This window comes from Synechococcus elongatus PCC 6301 (assembly GCF_000010065.1).
Lineage (GTDB): Bacteria > Cyanobacteriota > Cyanobacteriia > Synechococcales > Synechococcaceae > Synechococcus > Synechococcus elongatus.
On sequence record NC_006576.1, the window covers coordinates 1,830,336 to 1,851,074 of the forward strand.

At 55.1% G+C, this 20,739-nt stretch carries 22 protein-coding genes and 1 tRNA gene; 13 read left to right on the forward strand and 10 right to left on the reverse strand.

Features of this window, described 5'->3' with window-relative positions; all coding sequences use genetic code 11:
• Positions 1-41: 41 nt before the first annotated feature.
• Together SYC_RS09000 and SYC_RS09005 are read left to right on the forward strand one after the other, a co-directional pair.
• Entirely contained in the window at positions 42-1,097 is a 1,056-nt protein-coding gene (locus SYC_RS09000; protein WP_011244002.1) for a class I SAM-dependent methyltransferase, read from the forward strand.
• A gap of 343 nt (positions 1,098-1,440) precedes the next feature.
• The gene (locus tag SYC_RS09005) at positions 1,441-2,253 is read left to right on the forward strand and encodes a slipin family protein (RefSeq protein WP_011378453.1); all 813 of its coding nucleotides are present in this window, start codon (positions 1,441-1,443) and stop codon (positions 2,251-2,253) included.
• Positions 2,254-2,270: 17 nt separating this feature from the next.
• Here the strand turns inward: SYC_RS09005 and SYC_RS09010 are convergent, their stop codons facing one another.
• Positions 2,271-2,555, reverse strand: coding sequence for a PH domain-containing protein (locus SYC_RS09010; protein ID WP_011378452.1), 285 nt, complete (start codon positions 2,553-2,555; stop codon positions 2,271-2,273).
• A 111-nt stretch (positions 2,556-2,666) separates the two neighbouring features.
• Positions 2,667-3,701, reverse strand: a complete 1,035-nt coding sequence (locus SYC_RS09015; protein ID WP_011244005.1) for an adenosine deaminase — start codon at positions 3,699-3,701, stop codon at positions 2,667-2,669.
• A 185-nt stretch (positions 3,702-3,886) separates the two neighbouring features.
• Here SYC_RS09015 and SYC_RS09020 point away from each other — a divergent pair, with 185 nt between their 5' ends.
• Both SYC_RS09020 and SYC_RS09025 read left to right on the forward strand, forming a co-directional pair.
• Positions 3,887-5,221, forward strand: a complete 1,335-nt coding sequence (locus tag SYC_RS09020; protein WP_011244006.1) for an adenylosuccinate synthase — start codon at positions 3,887-3,889, stop codon at positions 5,219-5,221.
• Between the two features lie 75 nt (positions 5,222-5,296).
• The gene (locus tag SYC_RS09025; protein WP_011244007.1) at positions 5,297-5,683 is read left to right on the forward strand and encodes a RidA family protein; all 387 of its coding nucleotides are present in this window, start codon (positions 5,297-5,299) and stop codon (positions 5,681-5,683) included.
• 70 nt (positions 5,684-5,753) lie between these two features.
• Here SYC_RS09025 and SYC_RS09030 read toward each other — a convergent pair whose 3' ends face one another.
• Together SYC_RS09030 and thiO are read right to left on the reverse strand one after the other, a co-directional pair.
• Positions 5,754-6,566, reverse strand: a complete 813-nt coding sequence (locus SYC_RS09030) for a peroxiredoxin-like family protein (protein ID WP_011244008.1) — start codon at positions 6,564-6,566, stop codon at positions 5,754-5,756.
• Complete coding sequence (gene thiO, locus SYC_RS09035) at positions 6,502-7,641, reverse strand: glycine oxidase ThiO (RefSeq protein WP_011244009.1); 1,140 nt, start codon at positions 7,639-7,641, stop codon at positions 6,502-6,504. The genes SYC_RS09030 and thiO overlap by 65 nt, the downstream gene beginning before the upstream one ends.
• 57 nt (positions 7,642-7,698) lie before the next feature.
• Here thiO and SYC_RS09040 point away from each other — a divergent pair, with 57 nt between their 5' ends.
• Positions 7,699-7,953, forward strand: a complete 255-nt coding sequence (locus SYC_RS09040) for a PPC domain-containing DNA-binding protein (protein ID WP_011244010.1) — start codon at positions 7,699-7,701, stop codon at positions 7,951-7,953.
• 153 nt (positions 7,954-8,106) lie between these two features.
• On the opposite strand, the gene SYC_RS09045 is transcribed toward SYC_RS09040, so the two are convergent.
• The 4 genes from SYC_RS09045 to SYC_RS09060 form a co-directional block, all read right to left on the reverse strand.
• Positions 8,107-8,179 (reverse strand) — tRNA-Phe (locus SYC_RS09045).
• Positions 8,145-8,885, reverse strand: coding sequence for a ComF family protein (locus SYC_RS13620; protein WP_011244011.1), 741 nt, complete (start codon positions 8,883-8,885; stop codon positions 8,145-8,147). Before SYC_RS13620 ends, SYC_RS09045 begins: the two co-directional genes overlap by 35 nt.
• A 58-nt stretch (positions 8,886-8,943) precedes the next feature.
• Positions 8,944-9,228: a DUF2470 domain-containing protein gene (locus tag SYC_RS09055; RefSeq protein WP_011244012.1), complete on the reverse strand. Its 285-nt coding sequence runs from the start codon at positions 9,226-9,228 to the stop codon at positions 8,944-8,946.
• A 308-nt stretch (positions 9,229-9,536) separates the two neighbouring features.
• Complete coding sequence (locus tag SYC_RS09060; RefSeq protein ID WP_231621378.1) at positions 9,537-10,583, reverse strand: agmatine deiminase family protein; 1,047 nt, start codon at positions 10,581-10,583, stop codon at positions 9,537-9,539.
• A 168-nt stretch (positions 10,584-10,751) separates the two neighbouring features.
• Between SYC_RS09060 and SYC_RS09065 the strand changes: the two genes are divergently transcribed.
• The 8 genes from SYC_RS09065 to SYC_RS09100 all read left to right on the forward strand — a co-directional run bounded on the left by SYC_RS09065 (position 10,752) and on the right by SYC_RS09100 (position 17,638).
• Positions 10,752-11,243, forward strand: coding sequence for an Hsp20/alpha crystallin family protein (locus SYC_RS09065; RefSeq protein WP_011244014.1), 492 nt, complete (start codon positions 10,752-10,754; stop codon positions 11,241-11,243).
• 102 nt (positions 11,244-11,345) lie between these two features.
• Positions 11,346-12,533 carry a F420-0:Gamma-glutamyl ligase gene (locus SYC_RS09070; protein ID WP_234701762.1) on the forward strand — a complete coding sequence of 396 codons (1,188 nt, stop codon included), beginning with the start codon at positions 11,346-11,348 and terminating at the stop codon, positions 12,531-12,533.
• A 57-nt stretch (positions 12,534-12,590) separates the two neighbouring features.
• On the forward strand, positions 12,591-13,769 hold the full coding sequence (locus tag SYC_RS09075) for a GNAT family N-acetyltransferase (protein ID WP_011244016.1): 1,179 nt from the start codon (positions 12,591-12,593) through the stop codon (positions 13,767-13,769).
• Between the two features lie 6 nt (positions 13,770-13,775).
• Entirely contained in the window at positions 13,776-14,225 is a 450-nt protein-coding gene (gene ruvX / locus SYC_RS09080) for a Holliday junction resolvase RuvX (protein ID WP_011244017.1), read from the forward strand.
• A gap of 5 nt (positions 14,226-14,230) precedes the next feature.
• Positions 14,231-14,758, forward strand: coding sequence for a DUF3727 domain-containing protein (locus SYC_RS09085; RefSeq protein ID WP_011244018.1), 528 nt, complete (start codon positions 14,231-14,233; stop codon positions 14,756-14,758).
• 3 nt (positions 14,759-14,761) lie between these two features.
• The gene (locus SYC_RS09090) at positions 14,762-15,313 is read left to right on the forward strand and encodes a YqeG family HAD IIIA-type phosphatase (RefSeq protein WP_011244019.1); all 552 of its coding nucleotides are present in this window, start codon (positions 14,762-14,764) and stop codon (positions 15,311-15,313) included.
• A gap of 238 nt (positions 15,314-15,551) precedes the next feature.
• Positions 15,552-15,803, forward strand: coding sequence for a hypothetical protein (locus SYC_RS09095; protein WP_011244020.1), 252 nt, complete (start codon positions 15,552-15,554; stop codon positions 15,801-15,803).
• A gap of 53 nt (positions 15,804-15,856) precedes the next feature.
• A complete protein-coding gene (locus tag SYC_RS09100) occupies positions 15,857-17,638 on the forward strand; it encodes a cation:proton antiporter (protein ID WP_011244021.1) in 1,782 nt (593 codons plus the stop codon).
• Here the strand turns inward: SYC_RS09100 and gltX are convergent.
• Together gltX and SYC_RS09110 are read right to left on the reverse strand one after the other, a co-directional pair.
• Complete coding sequence (gene gltX / locus SYC_RS09105) at positions 17,559-19,004, reverse strand: glutamate--tRNA ligase (RefSeq protein WP_011244022.1); 1,446 nt, start codon at positions 19,002-19,004, stop codon at positions 17,559-17,561. The two genes, SYC_RS09100 and gltX, sit on opposite strands and share 80 nt — an antisense overlap.
• Before the next feature lie 182 nt (positions 19,005-19,186).
• Positions 19,187-20,647, reverse strand: a complete 1,461-nt coding sequence (locus tag SYC_RS09110) for an ATP-dependent nuclease (RefSeq protein ID WP_011244023.1) — start codon at positions 20,645-20,647, stop codon at positions 19,187-19,189.
• Positions 20,648-20,739: the final 92 nt, after the last annotated feature.

Sequence of the window (20,739 nt, forward strand, 5' to 3'; positions counted from 1 at the left end):
CAAAATGAAGAAATGTTGCGTTTCTGATCGCTCCAGCAGTCATGGCGGATCCCATCACTAAGTTTGCCTACCAGACCTTTCAGCAGAGCAAAAGCCTGCTGGGGCTGACTCACAAGAACCTCAGCACGCAACTGATGCGGTTGCTCGCACCCACGAATGGTGAGCGAGAAGGTATCTCGCCAGCTCTGATGAGCCAACTGCAGGCGTCGATGCAAGTGTTGCTCGACGAAGACTATGCAGATGCTGAGGCCGGCGTCTATCCGCTGTCGCAGCTGTTCGATACGCCGTGGCAGGACATCGTGCAGCAATATCCCCGCCTCTGGCTGGATATGCCATCAACTTGGCAGCGCGCCCGCGAGAAGCGCTATCAAGACTTTGATGAAACCGTCGAAACCGATCGCTATCCCAGCTACTACGTCCAAAACTTTCATCACCAGACGGGCGGCTACCTGACCGAGGAATCGGCAGAGCTCTACGATCTGCAGGTCGAGATTCTCTTTAACGGCACCGCCGATCCGATGCGGCGGCGAATTCTGCGCCCCCTCAAGCAGGGACTGCAAGCCTTGGCTCGCCCTGAAAAAGATCTACGTGTGCTGGATGTGGCTTGCGGCACGGGTCGGACCCTGCGCCATTTGCGATCGGCACTGCCCAGCGCCAACCTCTACGGCACCGACCTATCGCCCGCCTATCTCCGTAAAGCCAACCAACTCCTCTCAGAACGGCCGGGAGAACTACCGCAACTGCTGCAGGCTAACGCGGAAGAACTGCCCTATCAAGATGGCTTCTTCCAAGGCGTGACTTCTGTTTTCCTCTTCCATGAATTGCCGCCGCAAGCTCGGCAAAACGTGATCAATGAATGCTTCCGCGTGCTTGAAGCGGGCGGCACCGTTGTCCTCAATGATTCGATTCAGGCGATCGACTCACCGGAATTCCGCCCTCTGATGGATGGCTTCTATCAGATGTTCCACGAGCCCTACTACCGTCATTACATGGAAGATGATCTCTGCGATCGCCTTGGCCAAGCGGGGTTTGTCGATATCCAAACCAGCAACCACTTTATGAGCAAAATCTGGGTGGCCCGCAAGCCGATCGCCTAATCGCTGCTGCGATCGCCACAGAGGAGCGATCGCAGCAGGCTTTTACAACGAAATAAGTCAGTCAACTTTGCTGTTCAGCGATAACCAGACGAAGTCACTGCCCAAATTCAAGGTTGGTAGTGATGGCATTGCAGTCTCTAATCTAGTTAGAACGCTGAATTTAGCTGACAATCGTCCAAGACCAGGGGCAAGAGCCTCTGGCTCCCCTATCTTGAGACTATCTCAACTGAAACAAGGGCTATCACAGCCAATTTTAGTCAATCTTTGTGATGCGAAACTGAGAAAAACTGACCAAGAAACTCAAGAGCCAGCATAATTTGATTAACTCTTTTGAGTGACTGCCATGGGCTACTCTCTTGTTCTGATTGTACTGGTCCTCTATTTCTTATTGGCAGGCTTGAAAATCGATCGAGAATATCAACGCGGTATCATTTATCGGCTTGGTCGAGTCCGACGATTGAGAGGGCCGGGACTATACTGGATCTTTCCCGGAATTGAACAAAAAGTACAAGTTGATTTAAGACTGCGAACAGTTAATATTGAGCCTCAAGAAACTGTCACTGCAGACAGCGTCACGATTCGAGTAAATGCGGTGCTTTACTACCGGATGATTGACCCTGTCAAAGCCATTAACTCGGTTGAAAGTTATCGAGATGCTGTTTATCAGATTGCTCTCACAACTTTGCGGAATGTGATTGGTCAAAATCTGCTAGATGATGTTCTGCAGAACCGCGATCGTATCAATTTCAATGTTCAACAAATTGTAGATGAAGTCACCGAACCTTGGGGGATTGTGATCGAGCGGGTTGAGATGAAGGATGTCGAAATCCCGCTGAGTATGCAGCGAGCGATGGCTAAGGAAGCAGAAGCAGTTCGTGAAAAACGGGCTCGACGGATTAAAGCTGAGGCAGAACTAGAAGCATCTGAGAAGTTGACTGCGGCGTCTCGAATGATTAGTTCTAGTCCTGCTGCGCTGGAACTTCGTCGCTTACAAATGCTGGCAGAAATTGGTACAGAAAATAACACAACTACCGTCTTGATGTTGCCTTCTGACTTTCCAGTCTTGGCAAATCGACTGGCAGATTATTTAGGTCAACTACCAGTTACTTCATCACCCGTAGAAAGATCAAATGCGGGTGTCTCCGATCAAGAATAGCTTCCTGAAACATACCTTTAGCTCAAGAGCATCATATTGAGGGCCGTAATTGCTGGATCCATGTTGCTGGTGGGCCGAATGATTCTGATTTTTAAGGCACCGAGAACTGAAATAAAGATCTTAATTTCGGAATCCAGATCGATTGTGCCAGCAGTTTCATAGGAAAATGCTTGAATGCGAGAGATAGGAATTGAGAGATATTCCTGTTTCTTGCCAGTGATGCCTTGCTTGTCGATCAGTAGAATGCGCCGAGTCGTAAAGAACAAGAGATCTCGCGCTCCTTTGTAGGCACAGTAGATCATCTCGTCCTTTACAAAGACTCCTGCTCGTACCGAACAAGACTGAGGATCAACAGGCGCTAAACCAATCGCAGATTTAAATTCCTGCATCTCTTGGGCTCAAGCTGAAGGTTCTTAGGCGATCGCAGGGGCTGAAGGCTGGCGGAGCCAATCTTGTAAAACCTGACTGGGTGGTTGGGCGTGGGGCCAAGCAAAGGCATGACGGAAAGATGCCGTTTGGCAGGCTTGTAGTTGCTGAAAGTCAATGACATCAGCAGTCAGTAGGGCTTCATATTCTGCCGGCAGCCGCACATTGTGAAGACCGGCATTGTCGGTACAGATGACGATATCAACGCCTGCTTCAAAGCAGCGATCGAAGACTGTCCTCAGTGCTGCGATCTCCGTCAGAGTACCGGTTTGAATATAGGTGGTAGGGCAGACTTCTAGGCATTGCCCCCGTGCCGCTAGCTCTGGCAACAATTCGGGATAGTGCAGCGGAATTTGGATGCCGTGGCCAATCCGCATCAAGTACGGCAATAGGTCGGGATAGCAGCCATCGCGGGTTTCAAATAGGTGGCCTGTCGTCTTCAGGCCCAGTTCCCGCGCCCAGTTGAAGAGCTCAATGAACTCTGGTAGCCGCTCTGCGTAGGCGCGATCGCCCCCTGCTACATCGATCGCACAAACTGTCGGCACACAGTCCGCGGCCAGTTGCACCATTGCCCGATTGACTTCGTAGGGCAAATGGGTGTGTAGGCAGAGGATTTGGGGCATCAGCAAGGGATAGCCCGGCACTTGGCTGGCGGCGGCAACACATTGCACCACTGCGGGCATCAAGTCCAAACGCTCAGTTTGGGACAGTGTTGCTGGAGTCCGCAGATAGGGGGTGTAGCGCAGTTCCAGATAAGCCAAGTTCTCGAAGGTGTAGGCACCCCGCACCAACCGTTGGATGAAGTAGGGCAGCGTGCCAGTCGTTTGAGTTGACTCCACCAACTTGTGAATTTCGAGATATTCCGCCAACGAGGCCTTGGGGGCGGTGTAGAACTGCTCGAAATCGCCGTAGTGGGCAAAGCGATCGATAATTTCGGACTGCGATCGCTGCAAAAAGCGCCAGAGAATGCGAGGCACAACTGCGCCGCCCAAGTGGCGATGCAAATCGGCAAAAAGCGCCATAATCCTGCTCCCATCCCAGGGGCGGCACGCGCCCAATTGTTAAGCTTTGTGAGTCATTCAAGCCTAACGCAGCCTGATTGGAGCGTCATTTTCGATACGTCGCATTGATCAGGACGGTTTGACAGGCGCCAAAGCGGCGTCGGATAATCCCCTTTTGTGCAAATTTCGAGCGCAGTCGAAAGACCTTGGCGAACGTAGTCGTAATCGGGGCCCAGTGGGGCGACGAGGGCAAAGGCAAAATCACTGACCTGCTCAGCCGGTCAGCAGATGTCGTTGTCCGCTATCAGGGGGGCGTCAACGCGGGTCATACCGTGGTGGTGGGCGAGCAAACCCTGAAGCTGCATCTGATCCCCTCAGGCATTCTTTACCCCGACACCCAATGCATCATTGGTTCGGGCACCGTCATTGACCCCAAGGTCCTTCTGGGCGAGGTCGAGATGCTGGAGCAGCTAGGGATCTCCACCGATCACCTGCTGATTTCCCAAACCGCCCATGTGACGATGCCCTACCATCGCTTGATCGATCAAGCATCGGAGCAACAACGGGGCAGTCATAAGATCGGCACCACCGGCCGGGGCATTGGGCCTACCTATGCCGACAAATCGGAGCGAACCGGCATTCGCATTCTGGACCTGATGGATCCCGAAGGCTTGCGGGAACAGCTTACTTGGACGATCGCCCAGAAAAACGTCATTCTCGACAAGCTCTACGGCCTACCGCCGCTCGATGCTGAGAGCGTTATCGAAGAATATTCGGGCTATGCAGAGCGGCTGCGCCCTCACGTCGTCGACAGCTCGTTGACGATCGATGAAGCGTGGCGCAAGCGCAAAAACATTCTGTTTGAAGGCGCGCAAGGTACCCTGCTCGACCTCGACCACGGCACCTATCCCTACGTCACCTCCTCCAATCCCGTGGCGGGAGGTGCTTGTATTGGCGCGGGCGTTGGCCCCACGATTATTGACCGTGTGATTGGGGTGGCGAAAGCCTACACGACCCGCGTTGGGGAAGGCCCTTTCCCGACAGAACTCCACGGCGACATCGGCGAATTGCTCTGTCAGCGCGGGGCTGAATTTGGGACGACCACCGGTCGTCGACGCCGCTGCGGCTGGTTTGATGCGGTGATCGGTCGTTACGCGGTGCGGATTAACGGTATTGACTGTCTGGCGATCACCAAGCTCGATGTCTTGGATGATCTGGATGAAATTCAGGTCTGTGTTGCTTACGACATCGATGGCGAGCGCTGCGACCATTTCCCCAGTAGTGCCCGTAGTTTTGCCAACTGCCAGCCGATCTACAAAACGGTGCCGGGTTGGAAGCAATCGACGTCTCACTGCCGTAACTTGGAAGACCTGCCCAAAGCTGCCCTGGATTATCTGAAGTTCCTGGCGGAATTGATGGAAGTCCCGATCGCGATCGTCTCCTTGGGCGCTAGCCGTGACCAGACGATCATCGTCGAAGACCCCATCCATGGGCCGAAGCGTGCTTTGCTCCACACCAACGGCGACAGCAGCGCGAGCTAGGCGATCGGCTGCCGGTAAGAGAGACAACAGGCAAGGAGTCAATCCTCCTTGTCAAAAATCAATTTGAGTAAAATCATGACCCGCCAAAATATTTCCTCCGGTTCCGCCTGGGAGCCTGTGCTGGGCTATTCCCGCGCCGTCAAGGTCGGACCCTACGTCCATGTCTCTGGCACTACGGCCAGCACCCCGGACGGCGTTGTTGGTCTGGGTGATCCCTACGAGCAAACCAAAGCAGCGCTAAAGACGATCGCACAAGCACTGACAGAGGCGGGTGCCCAACTCTCTGATGTAGTGCGGACGCGGCTCTACGTCACGGATATTTCACGCTGGGAAGAAATCGGGAAAGCCCATGGCGAGGTGTTTGGGGAAATTCGTCCCGCCATGGCGATCGTGGAAGTGAGCCAATTGATCTCGCCGGAATTGCTCGTCGAAATTGGGGCGGATGCCTACATCGGCGAATAGCTGCTCTCATCAATTCCCACAGCCCCTCAGGTTGCTTAACGCAATGGCCTGAGGGGTTTTTTGTCATTTTCTAGGGCACTGACGCTGTGGATGGGGTTGGCAGGTTGTCCAAAAAACTAAGCGGCCGATTCATGGTGGCAGAAAAGCCAAGGATGCCGTGATCGCGATGCTCGTAAATTAACTGGCGATCGCGATCGAACAGGAAAGTACCGCCGCGTTGGGTCATGTAGCTGGTATCAGGGACGTAAGTACGCCAATGACCGAGGGATTCCGCCATGTTGCGGAGGCGTAGCGTTGCCAATTCCATCGGTCGCTGGAAGCCAGAGCCGCCCGCAAGGTTAAAAAAGTTGCCTTTGATGGGTGGTAGCGGTGCAGCCTGTACCGTTTCTTCGGCGGCAATGAGTTGGGGTGCACTGCGATCGCCGCGATAGCCCCGAAGCACTTCCGCCAACGTGCCGGGGCTACCAATGCCAGCACACATCAACAGCAGATTCAGCCAAGCCTTGGCAGCGGGGGAAAAGCCAGGAATTGACAGTTGTAGTCCCGGATAGAGCTCTAGTTCTTGATGCAAGCTAGCTGTGGGATCAACAAAGAGCTGATCGGCGGGAAAGCCGGTGAACTCGCAGAAGCGCTGGCCTGAGTCACGATCGCCAATGCCGACTGCGCGAATCGTCAGCCCAAGTTGCTGGATCTGATCCTGTTCTCGCTGCAACCACTGGGCATATTCCAAGCTGTCGAAGTCGCCCAACTGCGGCCAAATCAAGACCAGCAGGCGATCGCTGCTTTCAGTGCCAGCAAGGACTGGCGCGATCGCCCCATCACTGACCCGTTGACGCTGACAAGCCTGCAAGAGCGGGTAAGGGTTGATGGGTGCTGGAGTCATGGCTGGAGAAGCGGTCGTAACGGAAGGCATGAAGCAGTTGATCCGTGCAGTGGTCGAGAATTTGGTCAGCGAGTAGCTGAGCGGTAATTGGGGCGAGCAGCATACCGTTGCGGTAGTGGCCGGTCGCCAAGAATAAGTTCTCAGCGGGGCCTTGCCCCAGGATCGGCCATTCATCTGGTGTCGCGGGACGGTATCCCCACCAAGTTTCAACCAGTGGACAGTCCGCCAGAGCCGGAACGAGGGCGATCGCCTCGGCCATCAAGCTCTGTAAGGGGCCAGCGGTGTTGCCAGTCCTGAATCCCGCCGTCGCTTCCATGGTGGCACCGACCACAATCAGACCATCTCGGCGCGGCACAATATACACCCGCTCACCAAACAAAACGTGGTTCAGCAAACGCGGGTCAGCTTGCAGCGAGAACATTTGGCCTTTAACGGGATAGACCGGCAGTTGTAGCCAGTCGCCGGACCAAGCGCCGGTTGCCAGAACGTAGGCGTCAGCTTGAACTGGCCCGCGATCGGTCATCGCGGATTGCAGGCGATCGCCTGTTACAGATAACTCCCGCAGCGCCACGCTTTCATGGATCGTGACGCCACTGGCGATCGCGGCGGCTCGCAGCGCTGGATACAGGGCACGGCGACTATCAACTTGCCCTTCTTGGGAAAACCACCAGCCACCGATTAGGTCAGAGCATAGTGCGGGCTGAAAGTCTCGTAAGTCCGCTGCCGAGAGCCATTGCCCCGGAGATTCTGCTGGATGAGGATAGCGATCGCGATTTTTGGCCTCACTCAGGGGCACCAAAATGCCGCAGGGCCAGTAGCCACTGTCTTGACCGCTGAGTTGTTCGAGTTGCTGGGTCCAGCGGGCGTAGAGCGATCGGCTGCGCAGCCCCAGATCCAGCATGGGCCCGACTTCGATGCCTTCCGACTGGGGCGCCAACATCCCTGCTGCCACACGACCTGCCGCCGCCTGAGTGTTTTGACTGTAGACCTGCACCATCGCGCCTCGCGATCGCAGTTCTAGCGCGATCGCCAAGCCAATGACGCCGCCCCCAAAGACGGCTACCTCGAACGCCATGTCGCTTTCCGTATCCTCAATCTCCTAGTATGACGGCGGTTCCCAAGAAGTCAGGCAATGGAGATTGCCGTTTTGCGTTTGCGACCGGGTCAGGATCTCAAACAAGCCCTGTGGGATTGGACACAGGAACACCAACCCAGTGCGGCTTGCTTGCTTAGTGCGGTCGGCAGTCTGGATGCGGTTTGCCTGCGACTGGCCGGCGGCGATCGCCAATTCCAGCGACAAGAGCCTCACGAAATTCTGAGTCTGAGCGGCACCTTCTGTCTGGATGGACTGCACCTTCATCTCGCGATCGCGGATGCCACGGGCTAGGTCTGGGGCGGTCATCTGCTGGACGGTTGCCGTATCTTCACCACAGCAGAACTGGTGCTTGGGATCTTGCCCGACTGGCAGTTTGAGCGCCAACGCGATGCGCAGACGAGATACCCAGAGTTAGAGGCTAAACGTTTATGAAATTTTTAAAAGTGCCAGGAACCGGACTTGAACCGGTGACACGAGGATTTTCAGTCCTCTGCTCTACCAACTGAGCTATCCCGGCAGGGATGTCGCTGTTTTTTCAGCTTCAGTATCGTAGCAGAGCCCTTGTCCGCGTTCAAGCCCTCCAGCGCAGGAGTTTGTGAGAGGAGCAACCACCCTCGGACGCGATCGCCATTGGCTCGAATCGTCTGGGTTGCTTCGCGCAAGGTCGCGCCAGTGGTCAGAATATCGTCAACCAGCCAGATCTCGCCCGACTGACGGCTGGCTTGCCAGTCAAAAACGCCGGCTACTTCCTGGCGTCGGGCCTCTGCACTGAGACCGTGCAGCGCTTGAGTTGCTTGCAGACGCCGCAACGATCGCCGGTTGCAGGGCCAGCCTTGAGCAGCGGCTACCGCCGAGGCAATCACCTCCCCCTGGTTGAAGCCCCGCTGCTGGTAGCGATCGCGGGCGATCGGAATCGGTACAAGTTGTAATTGTGGCGATCGCGGCCAATCGATCAAGCTATCCGCTAGACATTGACCGAGGGCTTGCGCTAATTCGCGATCGCGATCGAACTTGACCTGTTGCAATGCTCGCCGCAGCAAGCCCGCATAATCGCCCCAAGCCCAGACGGTGACGCCGTAGCTTTGCCACTGACGCGGTTGGGCACAGGCTTGCAACTGTCGTCCGCAATCCAAACAAAGGATTTCAGTGGCAGGACGCTGACAGAGCCGACAAGCCGATCGCAACAAGAGGCGATCGCAAAATTGTTGAAGTGGAGTAAACATCGCCTCCCCTACAGACTTGCGGGGAGGATGCCCTAAATTCGCCGATGGGCAACAGGACCTAAGCTTTACTGGCTCGCGCCGATCGCAGCATTGCAATCAAGGTCTGGTGCGCGTCTTCGGAGTCCTGTAGCTCGTGGTCGAAGCTAACTTGCAGCGATCGCGATCCCGTGGCTTCCACCACATCCAAAACCATGGCTGCTGGCGTAATGCCCGTCAGAGTCGCCGCCGTCGCTTCCGTTGCGCCGCCATAGACTTTGGCATAAACCAAGACCGCATCCGCATGGTCTTCATTCATGTGGCGACAGATGCGATCGCTAACTGCTGAAGTGAGTGGATCAGCCATCGTTTTTTCCTCTGCTCAGGTCATTTAGAAGCGATCTTAGACCGGTCACTCGGCTGCTCTGCCTCTAGTCCTAGAAAGAGCTGCAGCGATCGCTAGGAAAGAACGTGGGCTTTGAGGAGCAGCGCACTGATCAGGCGATAGCCACTGAAGCTGACAAAGCCTAGCAAGACAACAAAGAGAGCGACATTGAAGACATCGCGCAGGCGATCCATAGACAAATCCAGCTGAAATGCGCCCTCACTCTATCAAGCGATCGCGCTCTCACTCGGGTCGAGCAGCAATCCGTTATAAAGCTTGCGCTGAAGCCGTTAGCGACTGAGAAGTCCAGCAGGCAGTTGCATCGTGATGCAATGCAGTGAGCCATGTTGCTCCAGGAGTGGCCGACAGTTGATGCCGATCGCGAGGCGATCGGGGAAAGCAGCGGCGATTGCCGCGATCGCCGCCTCATCTGCCGGATCGTTGTAAGTCGGTACTAAGACTGCGCCATTGATGACTAAGTAATTGGCGTAGGTTGTCGGCAAGCGCTGACCATCCGCATCGAAGCAGGGTTGCGGCCAAGGCAAGGGAATCAAGTGGTAGGGCTGTCCGTCCGCCGCGCGCAAGGCTTTGAGTTCTGCTTCAAGGGCTGTTAGTTCTGCCGCATGACTGTCACTGGGATCGTCGCAGGCAACGTAAATCAGCGTGTCATTCGGTGCGATCCGCACCAGCGTGTCGATGTGGGCGTCCGTGTCATCGCCTTCCAAATGGCCATGCTCCAACCAGAGCAGGCGATCGCCCCCCAGTTGTCGCTGGATGATCTGCGCGATCGCCTCGCGGCTCAAGCCCGGATTACGATTCGCTTCCAGCAAACACTGACTCGTGGTGAGTAGGGTGCCGCGTCCATCACTTTCGATACTGCCCCCTTCAAAAATCAGCGGCACAGTTTCCAGCGGCGTGGTGCCAAAAATTCCTTGCTGCCAAAGTCGCCGTGTCACTTGGTTGTCGTGGTTGGCGGCAAACTTTAGGCCCCAGCCATTGAAGCCCCAATCCAGCAGTCGCAGCCCTGCTGGGGTTTCCACCGTCAGCGGCCCAAAATCGCGGCTCCAAGTGTCATTGGTGGGCAGTTCAACAATCTGAATGCGATCGCAATTCGCAGTGGTCTGCGCCAGTTGTTCTGCCACGCGATCGGGCTCTGGCGTCACGATCAGCAACTGCTCAAAGCGCGTCACTGCTTCCGCTAGGTCACGGTAGACGCGATCGACCTGATCCAACAGCGATCGCCAATCACTGTCCGCATGGGGCCAAGCAATCAAAACACCGTCCTGCGCTTCCCATTCCGCTGGAAAACGGCGATCGCTCTGTTGCCCCTGACTCATGATTTGACTAGCAAAAAGACCCTTGTTCAGCCTAGCGGCTTCGGTTGTTTGGGTACGGTCGTTCGGTGCGAAATCCCCCCTCATCTCGTTCCTAAAACCGAACCATGCTCAAGCGATCGCCTCCCTAGAGTGAGTGTGTCGAGAGCAGTCCGTTAGGGAGACCTCAAAATGGCACTCGTTCGATTCAGTCCGCTCTACGAATTTGATCGTGAATTGGGCACCCTCCAACGGCAGATGAGCCGCTTCTTACAGCCGTGGCCTTGGACCGAAGCAGAACTGAAAGAGTTGAGTTTTGCACCAGCGGTTGAGGTCAAGGAAACGGATGCAGCGATCGAACTTCGGGTTGAGTTGCCAGGGATTGATCCGAAGGATCTCGACCTGCAAGTCACTGCTGAAGCCGTTGTTCTCAAAGGCGAACGCCGCAGCGAAGACCGGAGCGAAGCTGAAGGTGTGCTGCGCACTGAGTTCCGCTATGGCGCCTTTGAACGGGTGATTCCATTGCCCGCTCAGGTCAAAAACACCGAAGCACAAGCCGATTATCAAAACGGCATCTTGGTGCTGACGCTACCGAAACGCGACGAAGAGTTGCACAAAGTCGTCAAGGTCGATCTGGGCCACCTCGCCGCAGCGCCGGTTGCTGCTGAAGCTTGCGAGCGATAGCGCCATCCACGTTGAGTCCTGCAATTCGTCATCTTCTGGGGCTTTGGGTTAAAGCCCCAGTTTTTTTGTTGGTTTCCCGTCCCGAACTGCCGTAGATTGACCTTGACATCGCAGCAAGTTCAAGAGGGTGCCGTGCCACTGCTGGAAGGACTGATTGGAGTCGGAATCGCGATCGCCGCGATCGGGGTTGGCCTCGAAGTGCAGTACCAACGGCGTGAGGGCAACAAACTCGAAGTCACCAACGGTCAGTGGCAGACCGATCGCAGTCCGGGTCGCTTGCAGTTGACCGGCCGGATTGAGCTGATCAACCGCACTCGCAAGCTGGAAATTATGGTGCCGGAGCTGGTTGCCAAAGCGAAGTTACTGTCCAAGCAAAGTCTGGAAGGGATTCGTTGGCAAACGCGGGTTGTGCCGGAGCACGAAGATGCGGCAGCCCGTGCCAATGACTACTGGTTTGCCTACATCGTCAAAAAACGCACCACAATTCGTGTCGAACTAGACATTGAAGGGCCAGAAGACGCGATCGCAGCCTTGGAATCGGCTTGGCTGCAACTGCGCTACGTCACCTATGGCCCCCAGGGGCGAATTCCGCGCCGTAAACACATCGTCTTGGCGCTGAAAGAACTGGAACTCGATACCGCGCCAACTTGGCGATCGCTCTCCCAAACTGATCGTCTGCCGATTAAAACCCATCTGCTGACGCCGCAGGACGATCCAGTTGAGGTCGTCAAACGCTACGTCTTGCCCTACAGTCAGCCCGGCGACCTGCTGGCGATCGGCGAAACACCGCTGGCGATTATGCAGGAGCGCTTCCGTCATCCCCGCGATATCAAACCCGGCTGGGTGGCGCGCCACGTCTGCTACTACTTCCAACCGACATCCAGCTTGGCGACGGCAGTGGGACTGCAAACGCTGGTCGATGCGGTCGGACCGTGGCGGGTGTTCGGGGCGTTCCTCGGTGGCGTCTTGCTGCGGTTGGTTGGCAAACGTGGCGGCTTCTACATCCTTGCCGGTGAACAAGCGCGGCTGATTGATGATGTGACTGGCAGCTTGCCGCCCTACGATCAATTTGTGGTGCTGGGACCACAAGATCCGCAAGCGGTTGTCGATCGAATTGAACGAGAAACTGGCCTGAAAACAGCGATCGTCGATGTCAATGACCTGAAAGCGGTGAAGATTTTGGCGGCGAGTGCTGGGTTACCAACCGCTGTTCTGGAATCCGCTTTGCGCGACAATCCGGCTGGCAATGCCGATGAGCAAACGCCGATTGTGTTGGTGCGGCCTCGCTAGCGATCGCCCCGGATCCGCAAGCTAAGATCAAGGTCACGCCGCGCTGTCAAACCACTGATGTCAACTCTGATCAACAACGCTGAATCAGTGCAAATTCGGCCGCTCCAATACCGTGATCTAACCTGGCTAGAACCCTACTGGCAGAGCGATTGCAGTGGTGGCATCAGTTGGGATACGCTGCAGCGCTGGTTCCCGCGGCTCAAGCTTCTCAGCACCTTCCCCAATCCGGCCCGTCATCTGGCGGCGATCGCCGTTGCGGAATCGGGCCAAAAACCCTGCGGCGCGATTCAAATCAGTCCGTTTAACCACAGCCGCAGCACTTGGCGGATCGATCGCGTCTTGGCACTCCTCCCAAGCCTCAGCGAGGGCCAGTCGCTCACTCTGGCCCAAGATGTAGGCATTCGCCTACTGCGTCACTGCCTCGAAACGGTGTGGGAAGCCCGCACTTGGGTGGGTGAGGTTGACAGCAGCGATCAATCGCTGATTGCTCTCTATCGCCAAACCGGATTTCAGCCCCTCGCTCAGCTCAACCACTGGAGCTTGTCGCCTGCGCAGTTAGCAACCTTGGCGCAGCGTGAGCCGGATCTCCCCAATCTGTTGCCCGTCAGCAATGTCGATGCGGGGCTGCTCTACCAGCTCGACACGGTATCGATGCCACCGCTGTTGCGGCAAACCTTCGATCGCCACGTCGATGACTTCCGGATTAGTTTGCTGCGCCGCTGGAGTATTGGCTTTTGGCAGTGGCTGAATGGCCACCATCGTTGCAGTGGCTATGTGTTTGAACCGCAGCGCAAAGCCGCGATCGCCTATTTCCATCTGCAGATTGCCGAAGACAGCAGCCAGAATCACGTGGCTCGTTTGACGGTGCATCCGGCCTACACCTGGCTCTATCCCGAGTTGATTGCCCACATGGCCCGCCTGTTGGCCTCCTGTCCGGCTGCTGACTTGCACCTCTCCTCGGCGGACTACCAGCCGGAGCGGGAGGAATACCTCAAACAAATTGGTGCGGAACATCAAGGCCAACGCTTACTGATGGCGCGATCGGTTTGGCACAAGCTGCGGGAAACGCGCTTCGTCTCGCTAGAAGGCCTGCAGCTAGCCGATGTCTTCAATGGCTTACAGCCAGGACGTGCTCCTGCCCCCGGTCGGATTGGCAGCACCGCTCCCGTTCCGATTCGGACTCGCAATGCAGAACCGCTGCTGAGCACGGGTTGGGATCTACCGCCCGTCCTGTAAAAACCGATGCCTTACTACGCTGCCTTGGGCCTCGATGTGGGTCGCCGCCGCATTGGGGTGGCGGGTTGCGATCGCCTCGGGATTACTGTGCAAGGACTGACCACGATCGTCCGGCGCGATTTTGCCAGTGATGTCGCCGCGATCAGTGCGATCGCCAAAGAACGGCAGGTGGAACTGCTGGTGATTGGTTTGCCCTACTCGATGGATGGCAGCCTCGGTTCGCAAGCCAAGCAGACGCAACGCTTTGCCACCCGTTTGAGTAAGGCGCTGCAACTGCCGATTACGTACGTCGATGAGCGGCTGACCTCCTTTGAAGCCGAAGAGATGATCAAGGCTGTAGGGCGATCGCCCTCTCGTGATAAAGGCGCGATCGATCGCAAGGCAGCTGCGCTGATTCTGCAACAATGGTTGGACGAGCAGCGGGAGCCCCGCCGCTTCGGTTCCACTCAACACTGAGTCCCATGGAAGACGTCCCCACGCTCTTAGTTCAGGATGACGCTGGCCGAACGCTGCTCTGCGATCTAGAGCATCTCGTGCCGATCGATGGGCAAGAGTACGCCTTGCTCATGCCAGTTGACACGCCGGTTTCCCTGTTCGCTTGGGATGGCGAAGATGAGGACGAGCCACCTCGTTTGGTAGAAGACGAATCAGAAGTTGAGGCGGTTTGGCCAACGGCCAGCGCTGTTTTGCAAGAGCAGAACCTGACGCTGATTAACTCTGCAGTCACCCTCACCGTCGAAGGTGAACTTCCCGATCTCGAAGATGAAGACGAAGAGTCAGACTTCGAAGAAGACGAGGAAGTGGAAGAAGAATTCATCCATTTAGTCAGCTTCTACCACGAGGAGCAGGAGTATTCCTTCTTCGTGCCCCTTGAGCCGATCTACGTCGTGGCACGGCTAGTTGATGGCGAAGCGAAGCTGCTGACGCCGGAAGAGTTTGAGGCGATCGAGGAACGCCTAACCGCCGAACTCGATGAGCGGATGGCTTAACCCATGACCCGAGATCATCTCCTTCAGCCCGACTTGGTCGTGCCCGGTTCGATTTTGCAGTTGCAGGCTGAGCCGCTGCTGGCCGCAGGTCTGCAGGGGTTGATCTTGGATGTCGATGAAACGCTGGTACCGACGATGAGCCGCGAGATCTCTGAGGAGCTGCGGCACTGGATTGCGGAAATGAAGCAGTCCTTCTCGCTCTGGTTAGTCAGCAACAACCTGAGTCAGTCGCGGATTGGCGCGATCGCTGCCGCTTTGGACTTGCCTTACTTTCTGGCCGCTCGCAAGCCCTCTCGCCGCAAGATTCGTCAGGCGGCAGAAGAAATGGGACTGGATCTCGAACGCGTTGGCGTCGTGGGCGATCGCCTGTTCACCGACGTTTTGGCGGGCAACCGCCTCGGGGTGTTTACCGTACTGGTGGAGCCGATGGTCTTGCCCTCATCGCTGCCCCGGAGTCATTGGTGGCGCAACCTTGAGGTGCAGATTTCACGGGTACTCGGGGCCAAACTCCATCCCAGCCCTCTGCCGACTCGCGGGATGTTAAGTAAATCTTAGAAAGGTTTCCCATAGACAAAAAGTTTGAGATCGTTGATCACGATTGAAATGGGGCAATGCAAGATAAATGCCCTAACCGATAAGAAACCGAGGTGTTGTCCCTAGGGCAGCACCTCTTTTAACAGCGAGCTGCTGCTGAGCCAAGCCGCGATCGCAGTAAATTCCAGCCTGCAGCCCCTGTCAAAGCCCCGTCACAGGCCATACTTTTATTGACGCAGACTTTCTCAGAGCGCCAAGTATGCCGAGAACGCCGAACGAGTACGCTATCCACCTGCTCTTTGAAGGCGGTCACCGCGAAGAAATCCGTTTCCACAATCTGCAAGAGTTTCAGCGCTGGTATAGCAACGACTTTCTGCCGAAGCATGAGTCCAAGGAACTGATCAATATCCCGATCAAGAACATCCAAGGCGAGTACATGGTGGCGCGCCCCAGCAGCATCATGGCGATGCGGGTAGAGCCGATCTTTAACTCCAGCGTTGAGCGCTTCTAAGGCTGAGGAGATCGCGTCAGGGCTAGGCTGTTAGCACTGTCTGCCCTGTTTGCATGGATTCTGGACTCGACACCACCCTCCTGCTGATTGTGACCGTGGCTGCGGGTATTGCCGCGCAGGTCTTGGCCAGTTGGGCGAAGTTGCCGGGAATTGTCTTCCTGTTGCTGACTGGCTTGCTGCTCGGCCCCGATGGCTTGAACTGGGTGCAGCCTGAGCAGTTGGGGGAAGGGCTAGAGACCCTAGTCAGCCTCAGTGTGGCGCTGATCCTGTTTGAAGGTGGACTTAGCCTTGATCTGCGCAACCTCCTACAGGTATCGGGTAGCCTGCGCAATCTGATCACGCTGGGCGCGGGTATCACGATTCTGGGCGGTGCGATCGCAGCTCATCGCTTCAGTGAGTTTCCTTGGCCGCTGGCCTTCCTCTACGGCGCGATCGTCGTTGTGACTGGCCCGACGGTGACGACACCGCTGCTGCGGCAAGTGCAAGCAGACCCCAAGGTCTCGACCCTGCTAGAAGGCGAAGGCGTCCTGATCGATCCGATCGGCGCGATCGTGGCTGTGGTGGTTCTCAACTTTGTCCTGAGCGGCAGTCAGGATGTGGGGTTGGTGCTGGAAGGACTGATCCTGCGGCTCGTCGTTGGGGCGATCGCGGGCAGTGTGGGTGGCGGACTGCTGGCACTGTTCCTCCGCCAAGTCCGTTTTCTCTCCGAGGAATTACGAACCCTCGTCGTCTTAGCCGCACTCTGGGCGATCTTTGGGGCAGCTCAAGCCGTTGTCAGTGAGGCGGGATTGCTGGCGGTGGTGATTGCGGGTTTGTTGCTGCGGGCTGTGGCGATTCCCGACTTGGAGGCGATTAAGACCTTCAAGGGACAGCTAACGACCCTAGCGATCTCGATTCTGTTTGTCTTGCTGGCAGCGGATCTCTCGATCGCGAGTCTATTTGCCTTGGGGTGGGGCGGCCCTTTGACTGTGTTGGCGCTGATGTTGCTGGTGCGCCCGCTCAGCATTGGCCTCTGCACTTGGGGCAGCGATCTGAATTGGGCGCAAAAGGCGTTTCTGAGCTGGATTGCGCCGCGTGGGATTATTTCCGCTTCGGTGGCCTCGCTGTTTGCGATTCTACTGACCGATCGCGGCTTAGCCGGTGGCGCAGCGATTAAGGCGCAGGTCTTTTTAACGATTTTGATGACGGTCTTCTTGCAAGGACTTTCAGCCAAGACCGTGGCGAAAAAGCTCGGTGTTTTGGATCGACCCGAGCAAATTGTTCTGGTTGGCGATGACCTCGAGCTACGACTGCTCGCCATCTTGTTGGAGCAAAACAAGCAGCCTCACCAAGCGATCGCTACCGTCCCAGAGGAACCTGACTGGGAGAGCGAGAGCATCACGCTGCTACTCGGTCGCGATCAGTCCACTCCTGCGGAGCAGACAGGGCTGACCGTGGTGGATCTCTGCCCACTCGACGATCGCGCCCATCTCTACAGCACCCAGATCAGTGCTGACCTTTGGCAGCAACGGTTACAGGAGCAGCGCTGTGAACTATTCCAAATTGAGCTGAGCGATCGCCAAGCCGTGCAGCAGTGGCAACAGGCGCTGGAAGCTGATCGGATTTTGCCCTTGCTGCACCAACGGGGGGAAGGCTGGGAACTCGCCCTTTTACCCGCCGTGGCGGAAACCGGCGATCGCTTTTGGGGATTGAGTCGCGATCGCCAGTTAGCGCTGGACGAGATTGAGTGGCAGGACTGGCCTGCCGATTGGTCGTCTAGCCCTGAGCCGCCGCGATCGCAGCCTGAAGACGCGGTTGAGCTTGCCCCGCCTGATGCAGCAACACCCAGCTCGTAAGCAGATCGGGCCCCTGCATCGAACCCATCAGGGCTGCCCGCAGCGATCGCATACCGATGCCTTTTTTGACACCGGCGGCTTTGACCGCTTGATCGATCAGCCCTTTCGCAACTTCGAGGGTCAGGGCTTCGCTGGGGAGTGCCTCAAGGATTTGCTGGAGCACTGCTTTACTGCCTGCTTGACCCAGTTGGGCGATCGCATCTTCTTGCAGTTCGATCCCCTGACTGAAGAAGAGCTGGCTTTGGCCGACGATATCCGTCAAGGTCACGAGGCTGGGACCCAAGAGAGTCGCCAATTCTTCCAGCCAAGCCGCAGGATAGGCTGCTGTATCGACCCCGGCCTTGCTCCAGAACGGTTGCAGCAGTGCCACCAACTCACTCGCGGATTTCTCCTTGATCACCTGACTGTTGAGCCAGTTGAGTTTGTCCCAGTCGAATTTGGCACCGGCTTTGTTGACGCGATCGAAGTCAAAGACGGTCGCTGCCTCCGCCAGACTAAAGCGCTCATCCATGCCTTCCACGGGCGACCAGCCCAACAGGGTCATGTAGTTGGCGATCGCCTCGGGCAGATAGCCCAAGTTTTGGAAGTCGGAGATGGAGGTGACGCCATCACGCTTCGAGAGTTTGCGGCCTTCCTTGTTGAGGATCAGTGGCGTGTGCGCAAACTCGGGCACCGCAGCACCCAGCGCTTCGTAGAGCAGGATTTGCTTGGCGGTGTTAGCGATGTGGTCTTCGCCGCGAATGACGTGGCTGATCGTCATGTCGATGTCATCGACCACGACCGCGAGGTTGTAGAGCGGCTGACCGATCGTGCCAGCGGGACTGCGGCGGGCAATCACCATGTCGCCCCCGAGGTCACTGCCTTTCCAGACGACGCGATCGCGCACTAAGTCTGTCCAAGCGATTTCGCGATCGTCATCAATGCGGAAGCGAATCACCGCCTCGCGGCCTTCGGCTTGAAATGCGGCTTCTTGCTCCGGCGTCAGGTCGCGGTGGCGGTTGTCGTAGCGCGGGGCTTCATTGCGGGCGCGTTGCGACTCGCGCAGGGCTTCCAGTTCGGCTTCGGTGCAGTAGCAGCGATAGGCTTTGCCACTGTCGAGCAATTGCTGCACGGCGGCTTTGTAGAGGTCGAGCCGCTGGGTTTGGTAGAACGGGCCTTCGTCCCAGTTCAAGCCCAGCCACTGGAGGCCGGTCAGGATGTTGTCGGTGTATTCCGATCGCGATCGCTCGAGGTCTGTATCTTCGATGCGCAGGATGAACTGGCCCTGATGCCGCCGCGCAAACAACCAGTTGAAGACGGCAGTGCGGGCCGTGCCAATGTGGAGGTTGCCGGTGGGGCTAGGAGCAATGCGAACGCGAACTGACACAGTGATTTCCAACAACGGGCTTCAGTTCTCGATCGTACGGTGTTGCGGCAGCTGCTTGTAAAGTCATCAACAAAAGGACTACCACTAGTAGCCATGCTTTTAAAAATAGCTAAATCGCAACTATTTTATGATACTTTTTCCTCTTCAGGATTGACAGATATATACAATAGTCTCGAAGCAATTTAATTGTGATTGTCTAATTCCTTTTCAATAGCATCAATCAAATAATCAAAATTGTTATTGACATGTTTAAGATACTCTTCAATCGCTGAAGTCTGAATTACACTCTCATCTGAAGCAATTTCAGAAGCAATACACTTAGCATAGTAATGATGATCAGAAACGTTCTTATATTGAAAAAACCATTCAACATCTAAATCATACTTTGACTTAAAAAAGGCCTTAACCGCAGAATGCTCAAAAACCTCTTTTTCCGGAGGCTTATTACCTGGAAAGGAATATAAGCCTTCTTTCTCTGAAGGCCCAATATCTGCATCTCTAACAGCAATTGCTTTCTTTCCTGTTTTTTTAAGAATACGTACAGCTTCGCGAACTGCATCTGTGCTTCCAATAGCATGAATTTCTACTATTTTGAGCAGAGCTTTTCGTTTCATGCGTATAACTTCTATCAATAAAACCTTTGCAAAATTATCTTCGACACATATATCCAGTGATCGCACGTGACCAGAAGACAAGATAGATCGTAATTGACCTGAGGAAATCTTGTTTCTAATATCAACGCCACCCTCATCTCTGATCATCAATTTTCTCGACTCAGGAGGTAGAGCATTAACAATCACACTAGAATGAGTTGAAAGTATTATTTGATGATGTCGCCTATTACATACGTCCAGAAGATACTTTGCAAATTCATGCTGAGCGCTTTCATGAAGTGAGGTTTCTGGCTCTTCAAGGATAAAAAGACTTTGCTCTGGCGAACTCTCAAGCTTATCTATAGTATATAGAATACGTCCTTCGCCCAAACCCATATTATTTTCTGAGTAAGAATATCCAAGTCTGTAAGCTATACCTACTTCTGACTCTTTACCGTTGTGGGATACTCCTTGGAATGCTACATTTTCATATTTATGACCTATGATTCTGGCCATTTTTTTTACAACTTCTGCTTCAATATCTCGTTTTTCAGTAAATTGAAGATTGACGCCTGCATAAACACTTAAATCTCTACGTTCTACTTTTGGCAAATAAACGGTAAATCCGATATAGTAACAATACCTTTCAGGCTGTCTTTTATAGCCCGACCAAGATGATTTTACTCGGGATACTGTAACTTCCTTAGGCTTTTGGTAATCGTCAGTCTCGTAGAAATAAACTACTTTTGCACTGTCAGATATTGGTTTTGGATCAGCTGGAGAAACTGGAAAAAAATCCTTAATATAAAGCCTTTTGTAGGTCATAGATTTATCTGGCTTCTTATATGCACAAATTGCTAGTTGACCAACAGTACTCTTCCCCGATCCATTAAGCCCAGAAATAGCAGTTATGGGGAATTCAAGTTCAAGATCAGCCGACTGAACTCCTCGAAAGCCCTCAATATGTACCTTTCTAAGGCAAGGCCCAAAGTTCTTGTGGCGATTTTTGGAATTGTATTTATTCCTTAATTCTTTAGTTTTGTCACTCATCTTGAAAGCTTGACTAAGTTAGTGGTTTTTTCAACAATTTTTACAGCTTAAATAATCTTGCTATCAGGTTATGCCTTAGTCTGCTTGGCAGC